10 protein-coding genes and 10 pseudogenes are annotated in these 23186 nt (G+C 65.6%); 10 read left to right on the top strand and 10 right to left on the bottom strand.

Features of this window, described 5'->3' with window-relative positions; translation table 11 throughout:
- Positions 1–54: 54 nt before the first annotated feature.
- From ACUDAL_RS10800 to ACUDAL_RS10775, 6 genes and pseudogenes are all read right to left on the bottom strand, one after another.
- Positions 55–828 carry a cob(I)yrinic acid a,c-diamide adenosyltransferase gene (locus tag ACUDAL_RS10800; RefSeq protein ID WP_444678140.1) on the bottom strand — a complete coding sequence of 258 codons (774 nt, stop codon included), beginning with the start codon at positions 826–828 and terminating at the stop codon, positions 55–57.
- 28 nt (positions 829–856) lie between these two features.
- Positions 857–2222: pseudogene (gene purB, locus ACUDAL_RS10795) on the bottom strand (adenylosuccinate lyase).
- A 45-nt stretch (positions 2223–2267) separates the two neighbouring features.
- A pseudogene (gene hflD, locus ACUDAL_RS10790) lies at positions 2268–2904 on the bottom strand (high frequency lysogenization protein HflD).
- Positions 2901–4012 (bottom strand): annotated as a pseudogene (gene mnmA / locus ACUDAL_RS10785) (tRNA 2-thiouridine(34) synthase MnmA). The pseudogenes hflD and mnmA overlap by 4 nt, the downstream one beginning before the upstream one ends.
- A gap of 184 nt (positions 4013–4196) precedes the next feature.
- Positions 4197–4649, bottom strand: a complete 453-nt coding sequence (locus ACUDAL_RS10780; protein ID WP_444678139.1) for an NUDIX domain-containing protein — start codon at positions 4647–4649, stop codon at positions 4197–4199.
- A pseudogene (locus ACUDAL_RS10775) lies at positions 4646–5252 on the bottom strand (pseudouridine synthase). Before ACUDAL_RS10775 ends, ACUDAL_RS10780 begins: the two are co-directional and overlap by 4 nt.
- Positions 5253–5536: 284 nt before the next feature.
- On the opposite strand from ACUDAL_RS10775, the pseudogene ACUDAL_RS10770 reads away from it, so the two are divergent.
- The 4 genes and pseudogenes from ACUDAL_RS10770 (at position 5537) to clpA (ending at position 12111) form a co-directional block, all read left to right on the top strand.
- Positions 5537–7773, top strand: a pseudogene (locus ACUDAL_RS10770) (NADP-dependent isocitrate dehydrogenase).
- A gap of 138 nt (positions 7774–7911) precedes the next feature.
- Positions 7912–9168, top strand: a complete 1257-nt coding sequence (gene icd / locus ACUDAL_RS10765; RefSeq protein WP_444678138.1) for an NADP-dependent isocitrate dehydrogenase — start codon at positions 7912–7914, stop codon at positions 9166–9168.
- A 188-nt stretch (positions 9169–9356) separates the two neighbouring features.
- Complete coding sequence (gene clpS, locus ACUDAL_RS10760; protein ID WP_444679360.1) at positions 9357–9695, top strand: ATP-dependent Clp protease adapter ClpS; 339 nt, start codon at positions 9357–9359, stop codon at positions 9693–9695.
- A gap of 140 nt (positions 9696–9835) precedes the next feature.
- Positions 9836–12111: pseudogene (gene clpA, locus ACUDAL_RS10755) on the top strand (ATP-dependent Clp protease ATP-binding subunit ClpA).
- Positions 12112–12205: 94 nt separating this feature from the next.
- On the opposite strand, the gene infA reads toward clpA, so the two are convergent.
- From infA to aat, 3 genes and pseudogenes are all read right to left on the bottom strand, one after another.
- A complete protein-coding gene (gene infA, locus ACUDAL_RS10750) occupies positions 12206–12424 on the bottom strand; it encodes a translation initiation factor IF-1 (RefSeq protein WP_010627817.1) in 219 nt (72 codons plus the stop codon).
- 113 nt (positions 12425–12537) lie between these two features.
- Positions 12538–13290: pseudogene (locus ACUDAL_RS10745) on the bottom strand (arginyltransferase).
- A pseudogene (gene aat, locus ACUDAL_RS10740) lies at positions 13256–14043 on the bottom strand (leucyl/phenylalanyl-tRNA--protein transferase). Before aat ends, ACUDAL_RS10745 begins: the two co-directional pseudogenes overlap by 35 nt.
- A gap of 235 nt (positions 14044–14278) precedes the next feature.
- On the opposite strand from aat, the gene ACUDAL_RS10735 reads away from it, so the two are divergent.
- The 4 genes and pseudogenes from ACUDAL_RS10735 to ACUDAL_RS10720 all read left to right on the top strand — a co-directional run bounded on the left by ACUDAL_RS10735 (position 14279) and on the right by ACUDAL_RS10720 (position 20117).
- Entirely contained in the window at positions 14279–15622 is a 1344-nt protein-coding gene (locus ACUDAL_RS10735; protein WP_444678137.1) for a DNA translocase FtsK 4TM domain-containing protein, read from the top strand.
- 146 nt (positions 15623–15768) lie between these two features.
- The gene (locus ACUDAL_RS10730) at positions 15769–17610 is read left to right on the top strand and encodes a DNA translocase FtsK (protein WP_444678136.1); all 1842 of its coding nucleotides are present in this window, start codon (positions 15769–15771) and stop codon (positions 17608–17610) included.
- Between the two features lie 120 nt (positions 17611–17730).
- Positions 17731–18359 (top strand): annotated as a pseudogene (lolA, locus tag ACUDAL_RS10725) (outer membrane lipoprotein chaperone LolA).
- Positions 18360–18676: 317 nt separating this feature from the next.
- A pseudogene (locus tag ACUDAL_RS10720) lies at positions 18677–20117 on the top strand (APC family permease).
- Positions 20118–20188: 71 nt separating this feature from the next.
- Here ACUDAL_RS10720 and ACUDAL_RS10715 read toward each other — a convergent pair.
- Positions 20189–21523, bottom strand: a complete 1335-nt coding sequence (locus tag ACUDAL_RS10715; protein ID WP_444678135.1) for a replication-associated recombination protein A — start codon at positions 21521–21523, stop codon at positions 20189–20191.
- A 224-nt stretch (positions 21524–21747) separates the two neighbouring features.
- Here ACUDAL_RS10715 and ACUDAL_RS10710 point away from each other — a divergent pair, with 224 nt between their 5' ends.
- Together ACUDAL_RS10710 and murI are read left to right on the top strand one after the other, a co-directional pair.
- Positions 21748–22293 carry a hemerythrin domain-containing protein gene (locus ACUDAL_RS10710; protein WP_444679359.1) on the top strand — a complete coding sequence of 182 codons (546 nt, stop codon included), beginning with the start codon at positions 21748–21750 and terminating at the stop codon, positions 22291–22293.
- Positions 22294–22389: 96 nt separating this feature from the next.
- Positions 22390–23166 (top strand): glutamate racemase, encoded by a 777-nt coding sequence (gene murI, locus ACUDAL_RS10705; protein ID WP_444678134.1) that lies wholly within the window; start codon positions 22390–22392, stop codon positions 23164–23166.
- The last annotated feature ends 20 nt before the right edge of the window (positions 23167–23186 follow it).

The raw sequence follows: 23186 nt of genomic DNA, 5'->3' as shown, positions 1-23186 counted from the left end.
CCGGCTAAGGGCACGAAGGCCGCAGGCGGCAAGTGCCGCCTACGGAAGCAAGCGCTAATGGTAGCGTATCGTGCAGTGGCTGGCGCCAGTCAGTGCGCCCTGCGGCTCGGCAGCTGGCGCAAGATGGTGCGACGCCTGGCGTCGTCGAGCGACGACCAGGCGGCGATCTCGTCCAGTGTGCGCAGGCAGCCGAGGCAGTGCTGCGAGGCTGGGTCGAGGCGGCACACGCCGATGCAGGGCGAGGCCGCTGTGGCCTTGTCGGTATTCATCGGTTGGCGCCGGGCACCCAAGCACATCGCCTTCGCCATTGCCGTTGGCCCGCCGCGCCAGGACGAACAGCAGGTCGGAGAGGCGGTTGAGGTAGCGCAGCACCTCGGGATTGACCGTCTGCTGCGTCATCAGCGCCGTGACCGTGCGCTCGGCGCGGCGCGTCACGGTGCGGGCCAGGTGCAGGTGGGCGGCAAGCGCGGTGCCGCCCGGCAGGATGAACGAGCGCAGGGTGGCGAGCTCGGCGTTGTAAGCATCGATGCGCGCTTCCAGATACTCGACCTGGCCAGCCGTGACCCGCAGCGGCGGGTACGGCGGGTTCTCCTGCTCCGGCGTGCACAGGTCGGCGCCGACGTCGAACAGGTCGTTCTGTGCTCGGGTCAGCACCTCGGCGAGCTCGCCCTCGGCGTGAAGCTGGGCCAGGCCGAGGGTGGCGTTGGCCTCGTCCACCGTGCCGAAGGCCTCGACGCGCAGGTCGTGCTTGGCCACGCGGCTGCCGTCGCCGAGCCCGGTGTCGCCCTTGTCGCCGGTGCGGGTGTAGATTTTGGTCAGCTTGACCATGGCGCCTCCTGGTGCGTTGCCGGCCGGCTCACAGCCGGCGGGCCTGGGCCTCGGCGTTGCCGATGTAGCTGGCCGGCGTCAGCGCCTTGAGCTCGGTCTTGACCTCGGCCGGCAGTGCCAGCGTATCGATGAAGGCGGCAAAGCCGGCCTGATCGATGCGCTTGCCGCGGGTCAGCTCCTTGAGTTTCTCATAGGGCTTCTCGATGCCGTAGCGGCGCATCACCGTCTGGATCGGCTCGGCGAGCACCTCCCAGCTGGCGTCGAGGTCCTCGGCCAGGCGCGCCGGGTTGGCCTCGAGCTTGCCGATGCCCTTGAGCGCCGCCTCGTAGGCGATCAGGCCGTAGGCCAGGCCGACGCCGAGCGTTGCGCAGCACGGTGGAGTCGGTGAGGTCGCGCTGCCAGCGCGAGATCGGCAGCTTCTGCGCCAGGTGGCCGAGCACCGCGTTGGCCAGGCCCAGATTGCCCTCGGAGTTCTCGAAGTCGATGGGGTTGACCTTGTGCGGCATGGTTGAGGAGCCGATCTCGCCCTCGACCGTCTTCTGCTTGAAGTAGCCCAGCGAGATGTAGCCCCACACGTCGCGGTCGAAGTCGATCAGTACGGTGTTGAAGCGGCACACGGCGTCGAACAGCTCGGCAATGTAGTCGTGGGGCTCGATCTGGGTGGTGTAGGGGTTGAAGGTCAGCCCCAGGCCCTCGACGAATGTGCGCGCGTTGGCCTCCCAGTCGACGTCCGGATAGGTGGCCAGATGAGCGTTGTAGTTGCCTACCGCGCCGTTGATCTTGCCCAGGATCTCGACGCTTTCGATCTGGGCGAGCTGGCGGCGCAGGCGATAGGCGACGTTGGCCATCTCCTTGCCCAGGGTGGTGGGGCTGGCCGTCTGGCCGTGGGTGCGCGAGAGCATCGGCTGGGCGGCGTGCTCGTGGGCCAGCTTGGCGATCTCGTCGGCGACCCGGTGCATCACCGGCAGCAGGGTCTTCAGGCCGTCGGCGAGCATCACGCCGTAGGAGAGATTGTTGATGTCTTCGCTGGTGCAGGCGAAGTGCACGAACTCGGTGATGGCGTGCAGCTCCGGCTGCGCGACGATCTTCTCCTTGATGAAGTACTCCACCGCCTTGACGTCGTGGTTGGTGGTGCGCTCGATCTCCTTGATGCGCTCGGCGTCGGCCAGCGAGAAGTCGCGGATCATCGCCTCGAGGAAGGCCGTGGCCTCGGCCGAGAGCGGCGGCACCTCGACGATGCCGCCCTGCTCGGCGAGGCGCTGTAGCCAGCGGATCTCGACGATCACGCGGGCGCGGATCAGGCCGAACTCGCTGAAGTGCTCGCGCAGGCTCTCGGCCTTGCTGCCGTAGCGGCCATCGACGGGGGAGAGGGCGGTAAGAGCGGTAAGGGGCAGGGAAGCGGCGTGCATGGTCAGTGTCCGGGTACGTGTAGGAAAAGGTCAGCTCAGCTGGTCCAGGGCGTTCTTGAGGGCGCCGCGCTGGAACACCAGCTTCCAGCGGCGGCCACCCTGCTGATGCCAGAGCAGGGCGAAGCGGATGCCGGCGAGCAGGATGGCGCGTACCCGCTCGGGCATCATGCGGCTTTGCAGCATCGAGGGGTCGCCTTGTACCACGATGCGGGTCTTCAGGGTCGAGAGCGTCTCCTGGTAGGCCTCACCGAGGCTGGCGATGACGTTCTCGTGGGTGGCGCCGAAATGCTCTGCCTGGCCCTGGATGCGGTTCAGATGCTGGCCGAGGGTGCTCATCATGGCATCGTCCTGGCGCAGCTTGCTCATCAGCAGCAGCAGTGAGAAGCCATAGCGCAGCACCACCGGATTGGCCTGGCGGCGCCCCACCACGGCTTCGAGCACTTCCAGGCCGCGACGCAGGTTGTTGGGGTGGCCGCCGTAGATCGCCTCGAAGCTTTCCGGGTCGGTGTCCAGCGTGGCACGAATCAGAGTTTCCCAGGGCGCGGTTCGACCTGGCCGGTGCGGGCCAGCTCGTCGACCAGACTGGCGGCCTGGAACACGCCGGCAAGGGCCAGCGCCTGGCGCGCCGCGGGGAGTCCGGCGCACGGTGAATCGGGGTGGTGGTCATGCGGCTCGCTCCGTGGCATTCCAGATGTCGCGAATCACCCCGCCGCCCAGGCAGATCTCGCCGTCATAGAGCACCAGCGACTGGCCGGGGTGACGGCGCGCTGAGGGTCATCGAAGCGTACCTCGACGCCGCCATCCTCCCGCGTGTGCATGTGGCAAGGCACGTCGCTCTGGCGATAGCGGGTCTTGGCGGTGAAACGGCCCTCGGCGGCAGGCGGCTCGCCGGCGACCCAGTCCATCGCCTCGGTGGCCAGCGAATCGGTGTACAGCAGCGGGTGGTGCTTGCCCTGCACGGCGACCAGCACGTTGCGCTCGAGATCCTTGCCCGCCACGTACCAGGGCGCCTCGGGGTGGTTGGCCAGCCCGCCGATGCCGAGCCCCTGGCGCTGGCCCAGGGTGTAGTACATCAGCCCCATGTGCTCGCCGATGGCTTCGCCCTCGGCCGTCTCGATCACGCCCGGCTGCGCCGGCAGGTACTGCTGCAGGAAGTCGCGGAAACGCCGCTCACCAATGAAGCAGATGCCGGTGGAGTCCTTCTTGCGTGCGGTGGCGAGATCGTGGCGCTCGGCGATGGCGCGTACCTCGGGCTTCTCCAGTTCGCCTACCGGGAACAGCGTGCGGGCGATGGCGGCTTCCGGCACGGCGTGCAGGAAATAGCTCTGATCCTTGTTGGCGTCGATGCCCTTGAGCAGCCGTGGCCGGCCGTGGCGCACGCCGCCACGAACATAGTGGCCGGTGGCGATCTTCTCGGCGCCGAGCATCTCGGCGTATTCGAGGAACACCTTGAACTTGATCTCGCGGTTGCACAGGATGTCCGGGTTCGGCGTGCGGCCGGCCTTGTACTCGGCCAGGAAGTGCTCGAACACGTTGTCCCAGTACTCGGCGGCAAAGTTGGCCGTATGCAGCTTGATGCCCAGCTTCTCGCACACGGCCTGGGCGTCCGCCAGGTCGGCCTTGGCGGTACAGTACTCGGTGCCGTCGTCCTCGTCCCAGTTCTTCATGAACAGGCCTTCGACCTGATAGCCCTGCTCCAGCAGCAGCAGGGCGGAAACGGAGGAGTCGACGCCGCCGGACATGCCGACGATCACCTTGCCTGAGGTGGCGGTCATGGGCGCTCTCGGAATCGGTGGTTTACAAATGGGGCGGAATTATACCCGATCTCGGCGCGAGGCGCCGAGCCTGTTGGTGCGATCCCATCGAGCGGCTCGTCGCACTTAGGCCAGGCCAGGCGGTTGGGCCGGGCCTAGCGATGCCCGGGCTCTTGGGGCGGCCTGGCGGCGCGGTGAGCCACCGCTACCGCTCGTGGATCACCTCCATGGGGAAGAAGCGCTCGGCCAGGGCGTCGCGTAGGCGACGCAGCACCAGCGGGCTGCGCAGCCGCCCCTCACGGTCCAGCGCTTCGATCTCGTCGAGGGTCAACCAGTGCACGCCGAGGATGGCCGGGTCGAGCGGCGTGCCTTGATGCGCCAGCGCCATGCCCAGAAAGCCGTGGCTATGAAAGGTTTTCCCATCCGCAGAAGCGTAGACGTACATGCCGAGGTAATGGGTGATGCCCACCTGCCAGGCGGTCTCCTCGCGCAGTTCGCGCAGAGCGGCTTCCTTTATTCTCTCGCCGGGCTCCAGATGGCCGGCCGGCTGGTTGAACAGCGTGGTCGGGCTGCCTCGCGGTGCTTCCTCCACCATCAGGAAGCGTCCGGCGCGCTCCACGACCGTGGCCACGGTGACGTGCGGTTGCCAGCGACTCATCGACGATCTCCTTGGTGGCGCGTCGGGCGCCGTGATGGGGTGCGCGGGGCGTGCAGGATTTCCTTGCGCCAAGCGCCGGGGGCAGGCCATCTAGGCGCCAGGGACCGATGGCCACGCGCACCAGCCGCAGGGTGGGGTGACCGACATGGGCGGTCATGCGGCGTACCTGACGATTGCGGCCTTCGCTGATAGTCAGTTCGAGCCAGGTCGTGATCGGGTGGCGCCTCGGGTCGAGCGGCGGCGTGCGCTCCGCCAGGCCGCTCTCGGCCAGGCGCCGCACTTTGGCCGGACGGGTCATGCCGTCGCTGAGCGCGACACCTTGACGCAGTGCCGCCAGTGCCGACTCGTCGGGGCTGCCTTCCACCTGCACGCGATAGGTCTTGGGTTGCTTGTGGCGGGGTCGCTGATCCGGTGAATCAGCGCACCGTCGTCGGTCAGCAGCAGCAGGCCTTCGGAATCGTAATCCAGGCGTCCGGCCGCGTAGATGCCCGGCACGTCGATGACGTCCGCCAGGGTGGCACGCTGCGCTTCACCGGCGTGTCGGCCGTCGGTGAACTGGGAAAGCATGCGGTAGGGCTTGTGCAGCAGATAGAGAGTGCTCATGGAGCAAGCTTACCGGCAAGCGAGGCGGGATGGGAGAGGGCGGCGTGTCAGTCTTATTGACCATACGCAGCGGCGGGGCGGCTGATATAATGCGCTCGCTCGCCGGGAGCGCCCTCGTCGTCACGGGGCCTGCCGTGACTCCGCCACCGGGTCGATGCCAAGTGCATCCCCGCCTGTAGAGAATCGTAGGTGGAGCATGCCGGGGTCCCTGTTTCGTACAGTGTGAGTGCGCGCAACCGTTCCAGTTATTGCCACCGCAAGCGACCAGAGAGATCAACGTCACCATGTCTAAAACGCCGAAGATTATCTACACCTTCACCGACGAAGCGCCTGCGCTGGCGACTCACTCGCTGTTGCCGATCATCGATGCCTTCACCGACGCCGCCGGTGTCGAGGTGGAGACCCGGGACATCTCCCTGGCGGCTCGAATTCTCTCCCAGTTCCCCGATTACCTGACCGCCGAGCAGCGCGTCGAGGATCACCTTGCCGAGCTGGGTGCCCTGGCCAAGACGCCGGAAGCCAATATCATCAAGCTGCCCAATATCAGCGCTTCCGTGCCGCAGCTCAGGGCGGCGATCAAAGAGCTGCAGCAGCAGGGCTACGCGCTGCCGGAGTATCCGGACGAGCCGAAGAACGACGCAGAGAAAGAAATCAAGGCGCGCTACGACAAGACCAAGGGCAGCGCCGTCAACCCGGTGCTGCGCGAGGGTAACTCCGACCGCCGCGCGCCCAAGGCGGTCAAGGAATACGCCCGCAAGTACCCGCACTCCATGGGGAGTGGAGCCAGGCTTCACGTACCCATGTCTCGCACATGCACGGCGGCGACTTCTACCACGGCGAGAAGTCGATGACGCTGGACCGCGCCCGCAACGTGAAGATGGAGCTGATCACCAAGAGCGGTGAAGCTCGGGTGCTCAAGCCCAAGGTTGCGCTGCTCGAGGGCGAGATCATCGACAGCATGTTCATGAGCAAGAAGGCGCTGTGCGAATTCTATGAGCGCGAGATCGAGGACGCGCGCAAGACCGGCGTGATGTTCTCCCTGCACGTCAAGGCCACCATGATGAAGGTCTCGCACCCGATCGTCTTCGGCCACTGCGTCAAGATCTTCTACAAGGAGGCCTTCGAGAAGCACGGTGCGCTGTTCGAGGAGCTTGGCGTCGACGTCAACAACGGCATGGTGAACCTCTATGACAAGCTCGACACCCTGCCCGAATCCCAGCGTGAGGAGGTCATCCGCGACCTGCACGCCTGTCACGACCAGCGTCCGGAGCTGGCCATGGTGGATTCTGCCCGCGGCATCACCAACTTCCACTCGCCCAGCGACGTGATCGTCGACGCCTCCATGCCGGCCATGATCCGCGCTGGCGGCCAGATGTACGGTGCCGATGGCCGCATGAAGGACGTCAAGGCGGTGATCCCGGAGTCCACCTTCGCGCGCATCTACCAGGAGATGATCAACTTCTGCAAATGGCACGGCGCCTTCGACCCGGCCACCATGGGCACCGTGCCCAACGTTGGCCTGATGGCGCAGAAGGCGGAGGAGTACGGTTCCCACGACAAGACCTTCGAGGTGCCGGAGGACGGCGTCGCCAACATCACCGACCTGGAGTCCGGCGAGGTGCTGCTGTCCCAGAACGTCGAGAAGGGCGATATCTGGCGGATGTGTCAGGTCAAGGACGCCCCGATCCGCGACTGGGTCAAGCTGGCTGTGGACCGCTGCCGCGATTCCGGCATGCCGGCGGTGTTCTGGCTCGACCCCTATCGCCCGCACGAGAACGAGCTGATCAAGAAGGTGAAGACCTACCTCAAGGATCACGACACCAGCGGGCTCGACATCCAGATCATGTCCCAGGTTCGTGCCATGCGCTACACCCTGGAGCGGGTGATCCGTGGCCTCGACACCATCTCGGTGACCGGCAACATCCTGCGCGACTACCTCACCGACCTGTTCCCGATCATGGAGCTTGGCACCAGCGCCAAGATGCTCTCCATCGTGCCGCTGATGGCCGGTGGCGGCATGTTCGAGACCGGCGCCGGCGGCTCCGCGCCCAAGCACGTGCAGCAGCTGCTGGAGGAGAACCACCTGCGCTGGGACAGCCTTGGCGAATTCCTGGCGCTGACCGCCTCCCTGGAGCATCTCGCCAAGCGTTTCGACAACGCGCGTGCCGCGCTGCTGGCCGACGCCCTGGACAAGGCCATCGGCCAGTTCCTGGAGAACGACAAGTCGCCCTCGCGCAAGGTCGGCGAGCTGGACAACCGCGGAAGCCACTTCTACCTGGCGCTGTACTGGGCCCAGGCCCTGGCCGCCCAGGACGAGGATGCCAATCTCAAGGCGCTGTTCGCCCGCCTGGCCGAGACCCTGGAGGCCAACGAGGCGACCATCCTCGATGAGCTGAATGGCGTGCAGGGCCAGCCGGTCGACATTGGCGGCTACTACCATGCCGACCCCGCGCTTGCCCGTGCGGTCATGCGCCCCAGCAAGACCTTGAACGAGGCGCTGGCGATGGTTGCCAACGGCTGACGTTCCGCTAGGTCCTTTCGGCCTGCCCAGGACCCCCGTTCGCCGTTCGGCGGGCGGGGTCCTTAGGTCATATGGGCCGGTTGGGAGGGAATGCTATACTCCGCGCTCCACTGAACCTACCAGACAGGGGAGTTCTCAATGGGTTTTCAGAAAATTGTCGTCCCTGAAGGCGGCGAGAAGATTACCGTCAACGCCGACAACACCCTGAACGTGCCGAACCATCCGATCATCCCGTTCATCGAGGGTGACGGCATCGGCGTCGACGTGACGCCAGCGATGAAGATCGCCATCGACGCTGCCGTGCAGAAGGCCTACAACGGCGAGCGCAAGATCCACTGGATGGAAGTCTACGCCGGTGAGAAGGCGACCCAGGTCTACGACGCCGACACCTGGCTACCCGAGGAAACCCTGGAAGCGGTCAAGGATTTCGTGGTGTCCATCAAGGGCCCGCTGACCACGCCCGTAGGCGGTGGCATTCGTTCCCTGAACGTGGCCCTGCGCCAGAAGCTCGACCTCTACGTCTGCCTGCGCCCGGTGCGCTGGTTCGAAGGCGTGCCGAGCCCTGTGAAGAAGCCCGCCGATGTCGACATGGTGATCTTCCGCGAGAACTCCGAGGATATCTACGCTGGCATCGAGTGGAAGGCCGGGACCCCGGAAGCCGACAAGGTCATCAAGTTCCTGCGAGAGGAGATGGGGGTCACTAACATCCGCTTTCCCGAGAACTGCGGCATCGGCGTCAAGCCGGTTTCGGTGGAAGGCACCAAGCGCCTGGTGCGTCAGGCCCTGCAGTACACCGTGGACAACGACCGCGAGTCGCTGACCTTGGTGCACAAGGGCAATATCATGAAGTTCACCGAAGGCTCCTTCAAGGATTGGGGCTACGAGATCGCCAAGGAGGAGTTCGGTGCCGAGCTGCTCGACGGCGGCCCGTGGATGCAGTTCAAGAACCCCAAGACCGGCAAGAACATCGTGGTCAAGGACGTCATCGCCGACGCCATGCTGCAGCAGATCCTGCTGCGTCCGGCCGAGTACGACGTCATCGCCACCCTCAACCTCAACGGTGACTATCTCTCCGACGCTCTGGCGGCCGAAGTGGGCGGCATCGGCATCGCGCCGGGTGCCAACCTGTCCGACAACGTGGCCATGTTCGAGGCTACCCACGGCACCGCGCCGAAGTATGCCGGCCAGGACAAGGTCAACCCCGGTTCGGTCATTCTCTCCGCCGAGATGATGCTGCGCCACATGGGCTGGGTCGAGGCGGCCGACCTGGTGCTCAAGGGCATGGAGAAGGCCATCGCCAAGGGCGAAGTCACCTATGACTTCCATCGCCTGATGGACAATGCCAAGCTGCTGAAGTGCTCCGAGTTCGGCCAGGCCGTCGCTGACAACATGTAAGCGGCCTCTAGCCTCTCGGGCCCCGTCCGCTCGGCGTTCGGGGGCCTTTTGCGTGGAAACCCTGAACCCTGCTGCCCCTGCCGCGTCTAACCGATGCGTAGACGCCTGGACGGGACGGCATGTCGAGATGGTGCGTGGCTCTTATGTGGAAAATGGAAGGCGCAAGTGAATGGAGGGCGGTGGCGATCATGGCCGGCATGACGCAGCCGCCTCAGTCCGACCCGGAAGACGAAGGAGACCTGGCGGTAAGGCCGGCCGACCCGGAAGTGGCGCGGCCGCCGCTGTACAAGGTCGTACTGCACAACGATGACTACACTCCCATGGAGTTCGTGGTCGAAGTGCTGCAGAGCTTCTTCCATATGGATAGCGAAAAGGCGGTGCAGGTGATGCTGGCGGTCCACACCCAGGGCAAGGCGACCTGCGGTATCTTTACCCGTGATATCGCGGAAACCAAAAGCCACCAGGTCAATCAATATGCAAGAGAGCGGCAGCATCCGCTGTTGTCTGATATCGAGGCGGCGGACTGACCCAGAGGTATGCGCGGCACGGGGCGGGAATGGCAGTCGTTGAGGAAGAGACTTGCAACGGCAGCGTTTGTGCCCGATGTTGAATATGCCGGACCACGAAAGATCCGATGCAAGCCCTATGCGGCGATAAGGGGACTGCCATGCTGAGCAAAGAACTTGAACTGACCCTGAACACGGCATTTACCGTGGCACGCTCCAAGCGCCACGAGTTCATGACCGTCGAGCACCTGCTTCTGGCCTTGCTGGACAATGCGTCAGCCGCAGACGTGCTGAGAGCCTGCGGGGCCAACCTCGACAAGTTGCGGTCCGACCTGCAGGATTTCATCAATTCCACCACACCCTGATCCCCGAGGATCAGAGCGACCGCGAGACCCAGCCCACGCTGGGCTTCCAGCGCGTGCTGCAACGTGCCGTGTTTCACGTGCAGTCTTCCGGCAAGAGCGAAGTGACCGGAGCCAACGTACTGGTCGCCATCTTCTCCGAGCAGGAGAGCCAGGCGGTCTACTTCCTGAAACAGCAGAATGTGGCTCGGGTCGATGCGGTGAACTACATCGCCCACGGCATTTCCAAGGTGGCCGGCCACGGCCAGAGCCCTTCGTCGTCGCCCAACGATGCCGAGGACGCCGAGGAGGGCGGCAGCGAGAGCGGTGCCAATCCGCTGACCGGCTATGCTACCAACCTCAACGAGCAGGCGCGGATGGGCAAGATCGATCCGCTGATCGGCCGTGAGCACGAGCTTGAGCGGGTCATCCAGATACTTGCCCGGCGGCGCAAGAACAATCCGCTGCTGGTGGGCGAGGCCGGGGTGGGCAAGACCGCCATCGCCGAAGGCCTGGCCAAGCGCATCGTCGAGGAAGACGTGCCCGAGGTGATCGGCGATGCCGTGGTCTACTCGCTCGACATGGGTGCACTGCTGGCCGGTACCAAGTACCGCGGCGATTTCGAGAAGCGCCTGAAGAGCCTGCTGGGCGAGCTGCGCAAGCAGCCCAACGCCATTCTGTTCATCGACGAGATTCACACCGTGATTGGTGCTGGCGCGGCCTCGGGTGGCGTCATGGACGCCTCCAACCTGCTCAAGCCGCTGCTCTCTTCCGGCGAGCTGCGCTGCATCGGCTCCACCACCTTTCAGGAGTTTCGCGGCATCTTCGAGAAGGATAGGGCGCTGGCGCGTCGCTTCCAGAAGGTCGACGTCATGGCGCCTTCGGTGGACGACACCATCCGCATTCTCAAGGGCCTGCGCTCGCGCTTCGAGGAGCACCACCACCTCAAGTACACCGACGCCGCTCTGGAGAGCGCGGCACGGCTGTCGGATCGCTACATCAACGATCGCCACCTGCCCGACAAGGCTATCGACGTGATCGACGAGGCCGGCGCGCACCAGCGCCTGCTGCCGCCCGAGGTGCGGGTCGACACCATCGACGTCGATCAGGTCGAGGCGGTGGTGGCCTCCATTGCGCGTATTCCGCCGAAGAGCGTCTCCAGCTCCGATCGCAAGCTGCTCGCAAACCTCGACCGCGACCTGAAGATGCTGGTATTCGGTCAGGACGAGGCCATCGATAGCCTCTCCGCCGCCATCAAGCTGTCGCGGGCCGGACTCAAGTCGCCCGACAAGCCGGTAGGCAGCTTCCTCTTTGCCGGCCCCACCGGGGTGGGCAAGACCGAGGTGGCCCGCCAGCTGGCGCGCAACATGGGCATCGAGCTGGTGCGCTTCGATATGTCGGAGTACATGGAGCGGCACACCGTGTCACGGCTGATCGGCGCGCCTCCGGGCTACGTCGGCTATGACCAGGGTGGGCTGCTCACCGAGGCGATCACCAAGCAGCCGCACTGCGTGCTGCTGCTCGACGAGATCGAGAAGGCGCACCCCGAGGTCTTCAACCTGCTGCTGCAGGTGATGGACCATGGCCGGCTCACCGACAATAACGGCCGGGAGGCGGATTTCCGCCACGTAATCCTGATCATGACCTCGAACGCCGGGGCGGAGCAGCAGTCGCGTCGCTCCATCGGCTTCCAACATCAGGACCATTCGACCGATGCCATGGAGGTGATTCGCAAGACCTTTTCACCGGAGTTCCGCAACCGACTGGATGGCATCATCCAGTTCCATGCCCTGCCCACCGCGGTGGTACGCAATGTGGTGGACAAGTTCCTGGTGGAGCTGCAGGCGCAGCTCGACGAGAAGCGGGTCCAGCTCGATGTGGACCTGGAGGCGCGGGACTGGCTGGCGGAAAAGGGCTACGACCCCAGCACGGGCGCAAGGCCCATGGCGAGGCTGATCCAGGAGAAGCTCAAGAAGCCGCTGGCGGAGCTGATCCTGTTCGGGGAGCTCTCCGAGCACGGCGGAGTGGTTCACGTCACGGTGGAGGAGGGCGAGCTGCATCTCTCCACGGAGTCGGAGATGGCCGACGCACCCTGACCTTGAAACTTGCCTCAACTCGTACAGCGCCCTGTCTTCGGACGGGGCGTTGTCATAAGGGCTTACGGATCGCTGCCGTGAGCTGGGTCGGGGCTCAGCGTGAGCGGTAGACGATGCGGCCCTTGGTCAGGTCATAAGGCGTCAGTTCGACCTTGACCTTGTCGCCGGTGAGGATGCGGATGTAGTTCTTGCGCATCTTGCCGGAAATATGCGCGGTCACGACGTGGCCGTTCTCCAGCTCGACGCGAAAGGTGGTATTGGGAAGGGTGTCGACGACGACGCCTTCCATTTCGATATGGTCTTCACGTGCCATATAGGCGGTTCCTCGCTGAGCAAGTTATGCAACGTAGCAGCAGGCGCAAAACGCCCAGCGCTACGGATAGCGCGGTATTGTGCCGCAAGCGGGGCGTCAAGGCAAAGCGGGCCTTAGGGTGAGGAGGCTTCCGCCAGCGTCAGCAGGCGTCGCCAGTGGCGTCCGTCCAGCACTTCCAGTGGACGGTAGGCCTCCTTGTAGGCCATCTTGTGGCATTCCCGAATCCAGTAGCCCAGGTAGACATGGGGCAGCCCCTGACGGCGGGCTTTCTCGATCAGGCTGAGCACGGCGAAGGTGCCCAGGAGCGGCGATCCCATTCGGGCGCCGGATCATAGAAGGTATAGATGGCCGACAGGCCGTGTTCCAGGTGGTCGAAGGCCGACACCGCTACCAAGCGATCGCCGTGGCGAAATTCAAGCAGGCGCGAATAGGGTTCGTCGAGAGTCAGGAAGGTGCGGTACTGCTCATGGCTTGGGGGAACATGTCCCCATCCGCATGGCGAACCCGAATATAGCGGTCGTACAGCGCATAATGCTCCTCTTCGAATAGCGCCGGCCGCTCGACCAGGTGCAGGTCGGCGTTGCGCCTGGCCACCCGGCGCTGGCTGCGGCCGTAGCGGAAGTCCGCTACCGGGATACGCACGGAAACGCAGGCGCTGCAGCCCTCGCAGTGTGGGCGATAGAGGTGGCGCCCGCTGCGGCGAAACCCCAGCAGTGCCAGGGCGTCATACACCCCTGGCTATGCGATTCCTGGGGATCGAGGAACAGCGTGGTGGCCTCGCGCGCCTCCAGGTAGCTGCAGGCATGAGGCACCGTCAGGAAGAAGCGAAGATCACGCACGGGATGGCGAGGCGCATTGCTGCTCACGTCGGTCGCCTCCTTGGCTCAAGCGGAAGTAGCAGGTTGCAGGTGGCAGCGTCCGGCAGGGCCAGCAGGGCAGCGGGTAGCTGCCATTCGTTGCATCCCCGGTGGACAGGCAACTCTCAAGATAGTCGATGAATACGGCACGGGCGATACCGCGGGCGCCGAGGGTAGCGAGGTGGCGTGTGTGCATCTGGCAGTCGATCAGCCGGCCGCCCCCGGCCCGCATGGCCTGTACCAGGGCCACCAGCGCCACCTTCGAGGCATCGGTGACGCGGGTGAACATCGACTCGCCGAAAAACACCGGGCCCATGGCGACACCGTATAGCCCACCAGCCAGCCGCCCTGCCTGCCACACTTCAACAGAGCGGGCATAGCCCAGGCGGTGAAGCTCACGGTAGGCGTTTGCCATCTCCTCGGTGATCCAGGTGCCGGGCTGTCCGCTGCGAGGGCTGCGCAGGCGTGAATCACGGCGTCGAAATCGCGGTTGAAGGTCACGGTGAAGGCGCTGCTACGCAGGCGCTTGACCAGGCTGCGGCGGATGTGCAACTCATCGGGGAAGAGCACCATGCGCGGGTCGGGGCTCCACCACAGGATCGGCTGATCATCGCTGTACCAGGGGAAGATGCCGTGGCGATAGGCGGCCAGGAGCCAGTCGGAGGAGAGTTCGCCACCGGCTGCCAGCAAACCATCGGGATCGCGCAGGGCACGCGCGACAGGAGGGAAACGCACCGGTCGCCGGGGTAACCAGGAGAGCATGCCAGAGAGCTCCAACGCCACGGAAGCGACTAGTCTGACGCTCTGATCGCTGCAGCTCAAGCCGTGCCCTGTGCCGAAACTTTGAGTCCCGGTATGATGGCGGCTGAATCTGGTACCTGACTGTTGGAAACAGCGCTATCGGAGATGGCGCGAGGGGGTTGGCGAGTTGAGTGCAAAGGAGAAAAGCGCGCCTCGGCGCGTGGCGGAGGAGAATTCCCGGCAGACGACGCGGCGCATGGGGCTCCACCTGCACGGCGCTGCCCGGGAAGGGGCGACGATCATTCTGCTGGCCGGCTGTGTATTCCTGCTGCTGGCTCTGTTCAGCTATACCCCGGCGGACCCCGGCTGGTCGCATCGCGGCCCGGAAACCGACGTGGCGAACTGGATGGGGCCCATCGGTGCCTGGCTGGCCGACGTGCTCTATTCCCTGTTTGGCGCCAGTGCGCTGTGGTGGCCCGGCATGCTTGGCTATGCCAGCTGGTGGATGATCCGCACACGCCGGGCCAGCATCGACTGGGACGCCACGGCGGCTGCCGTGCGCCTGGGCGGCTTGGTCCTCTTGCTGCTGGGCACCACCACCCTGGGGGCACTGCACTTCTATTCGCCGCAGAGCGTGCTGCCCTACTCGTCGGGAGGCATTCTGGGAGAAGGGCTGGTCGGTGCCCTGGTGCCCCTGGTCGATTCCGGCGGCACAGGGCTGCTGGCACTAGCTGCCATGCTGTGTGGCTTCCCGCTGTTCACCGGTGTTTCCTGGTTCACGGTGATGGACGAGCTGGGCCATCGCATGCTCAGGCTCTGGCGCTGGGCGGCCACGCCCTTCGGACTGGTGCGCGAGCGCTATGAGGCGCGTCACGAGGCGCATGAACCTGGGCTGGGTGACGGCAGCGAGGCGCAGGAGGCGGAGGAGGTCCAGGAGGAGGATGCCTACGACGAGCCAGTATCGCGTCGCCCGCGGCGCTGGGCTTTCTGGCGCCGTAAGGCGGTGGAGCCGGCTGTGCCTCATGCTCAGCGCGAGCCCGGCATGTCCTCCGCGTTCGGCGCTGATGGCGACACCCAGATTCCCTGGGACGTGGTGGAGCAGACCCCTCGGCGAAGCAGCCGGAAGCGGCCTATGCTGAGGCGCACAAGGCGCCCAATAATAGCGCTGTGGGCTCCGCTCCCCAGGGCCCTGTCGTGCCGCCTTCCGCACCGATTTCTGCACCGACGGCTACGCCCGTGTCTGCTTCGACGGCTGCCTCGTCCACTGTGCCGCCTGCTGCCTCAAACGGCGCTGTTGCGGCGGCCTCCGTCGCGGCGGCGGGGGCTGCCTCGGGCGGCCTCAAGGCGAGCCGTGACGAAGAGCCGACGCCTTCCGTCGCGATGCCGCTGCGTGCCACCCATGATGACGAGGCGCCCGCCGCAACTGCCAGCCCCGAGCCCGCGAGCGAGGCGCCCTCGACGCTCACAGCCCCCACAAGTCCCGAACTGCGCGAACCTTCGCTGGCCGCGCCTGCCTTCGATACGTCGCCTGCGCGCAGCCCGTCGGGCGCGGAAGCTACCGCAGGCAAGGCCGCATCGGCACGTCGCGAGCCGGAGCTGAGCGCCTGGCAGCCCGCCGAGCCTGAAGACACTCACGAGCCGCGCCTGAGCTGGGGTGACAGTGATGCGGCAACGGAGGAGGCCGCGGCCACCGAGCCAGCCCGTACGGATTCGCCGCTTTCGTCATCGGCGCCTGCACCGTTAGCCGTGCAAACGCCTGAGCTGGAAGAGAAGGCGCCGCCCATGGCCGGCGACCAGGCGGCGGGGCTACGGGCCTGGCGCGAGCCCCCGACACCGCCGCACGCCGACCCCCGTGTCGACCCGCGAACGCCGGAAGCCGCCGTGCCTTCGGCACCAGCACCGGAGCCCGCCCCTGAGCCCGCGTCTCATACTGAACCGGCGACGAGTCCGGCAGCCGAGCCGTCGATCGCCACCGCCGAGCAGGCGCGTGCGGCGGCAGCGGACCCCGAAGGCCCCACGCTGTGGACGGTGGAGCACCTGCAGAGCCAGCGCCCCGTGCTCGACGACATGCCGGAGCCAGACGGCGAGCTGCCAAGCCTGCGGCTGCTCACGCCGCCGGAGCCGCACCAGCAGAACTATACCGAGCAGCAGCTGGCCGACATGGCCGAGCTGCTCGAGACGCGCCTGCGCGAGTACGGCGTCAAGGCAGAGGTGGTGCACACCTGGCCGGGCCCGGTGATCACCCGCTTCGAGATCAAGCCTGCCGCCGGCGTGAAGGTGTCGAAGATCAGCAACCTGGCCAAGGACCTGGCGCGTTCGCTGATGGTCAAGAGCGTGCGCGTGGTGGAAGTCATCCCCGGGCGGCCCACGGTCGGCATCGAGATCCCCAATCCGCACCGCGCCATGATCCGCCTGCGCGAGGTGATCGACTCGGACCGCTACCAGCAGGAGGGCTCGGCGCTGACCCTGGCGCTGGGACAGGACATCGGCGGCGGGCCCGTGGTGGCCAACCTGGGCAAGATGCCCCACCTGCTGGTGGCCGGTACTACCGGCTCGGGCAAGTCGGTGGGGGTCAATGCCATGCTGATCTCGATGCTGCTCAAGGGCACACCCGACGACCTGCGCCTGATCATGGTCGATCCGAAGATGCTGGAGCTTTCCGTCTACGATGGCATTCCGCACCTGCTGGCGCCGGTGGTCACCGATATGAAGGAAGCCGCCAACGCGCTGCGCTGGTGCGTGGCCGAGATGGAGCGTCGCTACAAGCTGATGGCGGCCATGGGCGTGCGCAATATTGCCGGCTTCAACGGTAAGCTCGACGAAGCCGAGCGCGCTGGCGCCCAGGTGGCTGACCCGCTGTGGGAGCCGCAGCCGTGGGAGATGCACGAGCCACCGCCCGTGCTGGAAAAGCTGCCTTACATCGTGGTGGTGATCGACGAGTTTGCCGACATGTTCATGATCGTCGGCAAGAAGGTCGAGGAGCTGATTGCCCGCCTGGCACAGAAGGCGCGGGCAGCCGGCATCCACCTGATACTCGCCACCCAGCGACCCTCGGTGGACGTGGTGACCGGCCTGATCAAGGCCAACATTCCCACCCGCATGGCCTTCCAAGTATCGTCCAAGGTCGACTCGCGCACGATCCTCGATCAGGGCGGCGCCGAGAACCTGCTGGGGCATGGTGACATGCTCTACCTGCCTGCGGGTTCGGGACTGCCGACCCGCGTACACGGTGCCTTCGTCGATGACGACGAGGTGCACCGGGTGGTCGAGGACTGGAAGCGCCGTGGTGAGCCGGAGTATGTCGACGAGATCCTTTCCGGTGGCGTTTCGGCCGATGCCCTGACCGGGCTCGAGGCCGACGCCGGCGAAGGCGGCGGCGACGCCGAACAGGATGCGCTGTACGACGAAGCGGTGCAGTTCGTCACTGACAGCCGGCGCGCCTCCATCTCGGCCGTGCAGCGCCGCTTCAAGATCGGCTACAACCGCGCCGCCCGGCTGGTGGAAGCCATGGAGGCGGCCGGCGTGGTCTCCTCGATGGGGTCCAACGGCGGCCGTGAAGTGCTGGCGCCGCCGCCGGTAGGCCATTGATGTCGTAAGCTGGCGACAACCCATGCAGCAATCATGAAAGCACAGGCGGGCATGCAACCCGCCGTCATGCCGCGGGTCGGAGAGACAGGATCCATCCGGACCCGCCCAGGAGAGAGACGAATGAGCGTAAAGAAGACCTTGACCGTACTGGCACTCACCCTTGCCATGCCGGTTGCGGCCATGGCCAGTGAAGGCGCCGACCGTCTGGCGCGGATGCTGGAGCCGCTGCAGACCTACGAGGCCCGCTTCGAGCAGCAGATCCTCGATGCCAGCGGCCAGCGCCTGCAGCAGGCCAGCGGCCATATGTGGTTGTCGCGCCCTGGCAAGTTCCGCTGGGAGGTGGCCGCCCCTATCAGCAGGAGGTAGTGTCCAATGGTAGCGAGGTCTATCTCTACGACCCCGACCTGGAGCAGGTCACGGTGCAGGCTCTGGACCAGCGGGTCACCCACACGCCGGCGCTGCTGCTGTCCGGCAGTGCCAGTGAGCTGACCGCAAATTACGAGGTCAGCCGCAGCCAGCAGGGCAGTGCCGAAACCTTCCGGCTAGTGCCGAAGACCGCCGATACCCTGTTCGAGGAGCTGGAGATGACGTTCCGCGGCGAGCAACTGCGCGGCTTGCAGATGACCGACAGCACCGGCCAGCGAACCGCTATCGAATTCCTGGACGTGCGCGCCAACCATGCTATTGACGATGGCATTTTCACCTTCGATATTCCGGCCGGTACCGATGTGATTCGCGACACGCACTGACCTTGTCGTACCTTCCTGCGTCAGCGCCGCCCCTCGAGGCGGCGCTGTTGTTTTCTATGCCAGCGAGGGAGGTGTGTTTCCCAGAAGGCTGGCCGTTGTGATCATTAACGCTCACTCGGTGTTGTGCAATGTTCTTTACACAAAGAGGCCGGGGAGCTGTTGTCTTTCTGTATAATTTCTTGTTTTTCAGTTATTTGTTTGTTTTTTCGACTAATGTCTAGAATAAAAAATATGAAACATCCTTGATGATGCTTCTGATGTTTTTTCTCGACAGCTTGTGCAAAATTTTATGACAATATGCCAAATCTGAGAAACTTATGACTCAAGACACTACGACCTCACAGAACCAGCTGGCGCGTGTGCTGGCGCGCAAGGATGTCCTCGCCCTGGCCTTTGGGGCCATGATCGGCTGGGGCTGGATCGTGCTCACCGGCAGTTGGATCCAGACCGCCGGTAGCCTGGGCGCCATCACTGCGTTTCTTCTGGGCGGGCTGGTCATCGTGCTGGTGGGCTTGACCTATGCCGAGCTGGCCTCGGCCATGCCACAGGTCGGCGGCGAGCATGTGTACAGCTACCGGGCCATGGGCCACTTTGCCTCTTTCCTCTGTACCTGGGCGATCACCCTTGGCTATGTGAGCGTAGTCGCCTTCGAGGCCGTGGCGCTGCCGACCGTGGTCGAGCATCTCTTCCTGGCTATGCGGTGGGGCACCTGTGGACCATCGCCGGCTGGGAGGTAAAGGCGACCTGGGTGGCGGTCGGCGTGGCAGGCTCGGTGGCAATGATGTGGGTGAACTACGTCGGTATCCGCACCGCAGCCCTGCTGCAGAAGGTGGTCACACTGTTGATTCTGGTCGTCGGCATCCTGTTCATCACCGGGGCGCTGTTTCAGGGCGAGCGTGCAACCATGGAGCCGCTGTTCAACGTTCGCGAAGGCGTCGTCGGTGGGGTGATGATGGTGATCATCATGGTGCCCTTCATGTTCGTGGGCTTCGACGTCATCCCCCAGGCGGCCGAGGAAATCAACCTGCCGTTCCGGGAGATCGGCCGGGTGCTGATGATTTCGGTGATCCTGGCGGTGTTCTGGTACTCCTTCATCATTCTGGGCACTTCGCTGATGCTGAACCCCGAGGCGCTGGCCGCCAGCTCGCTGGCCGTGCCTGATGCCATGCAGGCGGCGTTCCGTGCGCCCTGGGCCGGCACGCTGATGATCCTGGCTGGGATCGCCGGCATCGTCACCAGCTGGAACGCCTTCTACGTGGGCGGCTCGCGCGCCATCTACGCCCTGGCCCATTCGGGGATGCTGCCGGCTTTCCTGGGCAAGCTGCACCCCGACATCGCACCCCGACCAACGCCATCCTGGTAATGGGCGTGCTCTCTTGTATCGCACCCTTCTTCGGACGACCGGCGCTGGTCTGGCTGGTGGTGGCCGGTGGCCTGGGGATCGTCATTGCCTACCTGTTCGTGGCGCTGTCGTTCGTGCTGCTGCGCCTGCGCGAGCCGGAGATGCCGCGTCCGTTCCGAGTGCGCCACGGCAAGCTGGTCGGGACTCTCTCGGTCGTCCTCTCGCTCTGCCTGATCGGGCTTTACCTGCCGGGCAGCCCGGCCGCGCTCGCCACCGTCGAGTGGATCATGTTCGCCGGCTGGATGCTGATCGGCTTGGCCCTCTACGCCTGGTCGTGGGCGCGTTATGGCACGGCCTACAGTGACGAGATGATGAACCGCGAGCTGGTCGGGGCAGACCCCTATCCAGGGCGCTGACAGCACTCTTGCGCTGTGTCACAGCCCCGGCCCGGTGCCGGGGCTGTGGTGTTTCTTCTCGGCCGGCCGCGCTACGCCTTGCCGTCCGCCTCGGCGTCGCGCTGTTCACGCCACGCCATCAGCTGTGCGTAGCGCTTCTCCTGGCCGTGTTCGGTAGGGCGGTAGAAGGCCTCGTGCGGCAGCTCCTGGGGCCAGCAGTCGTGGGCGCTGCCCGCCGGATAGCCCTCTGGCTCGTGGTGGGCATAGCGATAGCCCTGACCGTGGCCGAGCGATTCCATCAGTTTGGTAGGAGCATTGCGCAGGTAGGTGGGAACCTCCAGGCGCGGCTGGGCCGCCGCGAACGCCTTGGCGCGCTTCCAGGCCTGGTCGATGGCATTGCTCTTGGGCGCGATGGAGAGGTGAATGGCGGCGTGGGCGATGGCGCGCTGGCCCTCGTAGTCACCCAGGCGCAGGTAGGCGTCCCAGGCCGCCATCACCAGCGGCAGCGCACGCGGGTCGGCATTGCCGACATCTTCGGAGGCGATGGCGGCGAGGCGGCGGATCACGTCGAGCGGGTCGCCGCCGCCCTGCAGGAAGCGAGCAATATAGAGCAGCGCCGCGTCCTGGCGCGATGAGCGGACCGACTTGTGAATCGCCGAGAGCAGGTCGTAATAGTAGTCGCCTTGCTTGTCGAAGGCGCTGGCCTGGTGGCCGATCACCGCCGCCAGGGCTTCGCGGGGCAAGCGCTCGCCTTCGCCGGCGGGTTCGGTGAAGTCGCAGGCGACTTCCAGCAGGCCCAGCGCGCGGCGGGCATCGCCAGCAGCGGCGCGGGCCAGAATGTCCAGCACCTCGTCGTCGGCAACGATGCGGCGGCTGCCCAGCCCGCGCGCTTCGTCGGCAAGGGCATGCTTGAGCACCGTCACCAGCTCAGCCTCATCGAGCATTTGCAGCACGTAGACCCGGGCGCGCGAGAGCAGGGCGGAGTTGACCTCGAAGGAGGGATTCTCGGTGGTGGCGCCGATCAGCGTCAGCAGGCCCGACTCCACATGCGGCAGCAGGGCGTCCTGCTGACTCTTGTTAAGGCGGTGGATTTCGTCGAGAAACAGCAGGGTGGCGCGGCCCTGGGCCTGTACGGCGCGGGCGCGCTCCACCGCGGCACGAATCTCCTTGACCCCGGCCATCACGGCCGACAGCCGCTCCAGGTGGGCACCGGAGTGCTCGGCCAAGATCTCGGCCAGGGTGGTCTTGCCGGTGCCTGGAGGTCCCCACAGGATCATCGAACGTACGCTGCCGCTTTCGGCCATGCGCCGCAGCGGCTTGTCCGGCCCCACCAGCGCCTGCTGGCCCACGTACTCCTCCAGTCGGCGGGGGCGCATGCGGTAGGCCAGCGGGGCGCCGGCGTCATTGGCCTGACCGAATAGATCCATGCTTCTCTCCTTGAATGCCTGGGCCGCTATTGCGCCCAGCAGGCTGAGCCTGCCTTACGACCTTGGCCGTTATGCAGAAGTGAGTCAAACGGGCTACGGTTAAACGATATCTTGCCTGAACGGGCCGCTCCGTTGACGGTTCGTTCAATGAACCTGCGCCCGTCCCGCGACTCCAACGTAAGACACCCCGCCCATCGGAAGGTAGAGGAGGCCTCGACATGCCCATGCTGACTCAATTGCGTCAGGATCATGCCAACATGGCGCGCATGTTGCACGTTCTTCAGTTGAAGCAAAAATCGCTGGCGGATGGCAATCGCCCGAACTTCAAGCAGGTTCGGGAGGTAGTCGATTACATTCTGGAGTACATGGAAGGCTTCACCGTACCGCTGGAGCGGGTCTGCGCCGAACGGCTCCAGGCGATCAGTCCGGCTTGCAAGGAAGTGACCGAGCGGCTCTCCAGCGACTACCTGGCCCTGCGCCAGCGCCTGCTGCGACTCTCCGACGACATCGATATGATCCTGATGGACGCGGTCGTGCCCATGGACCGTTTCGCCGCCGACCTCAAGGCCTATCTCGACGCGCATCGCCAATACCTGCGCGACGAGCGTGAGCTGCTGTTCCCGATGCTGCGCGAGCACTTCGACGACCGTGATATGGAGCGGCTGGCCGAGGCGCTGCCCGAGGGCGCGGCTGCCAGGCTGGAGCGCTTGCAGCAGTCCTATCCCGAGCTCTACGCCGAGCTGAAGGAGGCGCCGGAGCCGGCTACCTGAGTGCTCGGGCCGGGCAGGCCCTTCGGCGCCACGACAGGCTGTTTAGAATGTGGGCTTTTCAGCCGTCGAGCGAGTCCGAATGAGCGACGTTGCGTCATGCCCGGCCCGATCCTGATCTTCGACTCCGGCGTCGGCGGCCTCTCGGTCGTGCCGTCGCTGCGTAGCCGCCTTCCGGGCGTGGCGCTGACCTACGCATGCGACAATGCCATGCTGCCCTACGGTACGCGGCCCAGCGCCTGGCTGGTGGAGCGCATCCTGGCCGTGTGCGAGGCGGCCGTGATCGCCAGCGGTGCCAGCGTGCTGGTGGTGGCCTGCAATACCGCCAGCACCCTGGCGCTGGACGCCCTGCGTGCCCGGCTCTCGGTCCCGGTCGTGGGCACGGTGCCGGCGATCAAGCCCGCCGCCGCGCTCAGCCGCAGCCGCCATATCGGTCTGCTGGCCACCAGCGCGACCGTCTCGCGCCCCTACACCGACCGGCTGATCGAAGCCTTTGCTGCCGACTGCCGGGTCACGCGGGTCGCCGGCGATCCGCTGGTCACCCTGGCCGAGCGGCTGTTGGCCGGCGAGGCGCCCGAGCTTGCTGCGGTGCAGGCCGTGACGGCGCCGCTGTGGGTGGCCGAGGACCTGGACACCGTAGTATTGGGGTGCACCCACTTTCCGCTGCTCGACCAGTGGATCGCGGCCGCCGCGCCGCGCCCCATTCAACTTGTGGATTCCAGCGACGCCATTGCCAGGCGTACCCAGGACATCAGCCGAGGGCTGGCGCTGAGCCACGGGCGCGACCTGAGCCTTGCTACCGCTCCCGATGCTCGCCTGGTGCGGGCCTTGACGCGCTTTGCCTTCGAGGAGCCGCGTCCTCTCGTCGTCGGCTGATCCCACGCTTTCCTTTTCCA

The organism is Halomonas sp. E19, from assembly GCF_052439355.1.
GTDB lineage: Bacteria > Pseudomonadota > Gammaproteobacteria > Pseudomonadales > Halomonadaceae > Halomonas.
This window is presented reverse-complemented; position numbering and strand designations above follow the sequence as displayed.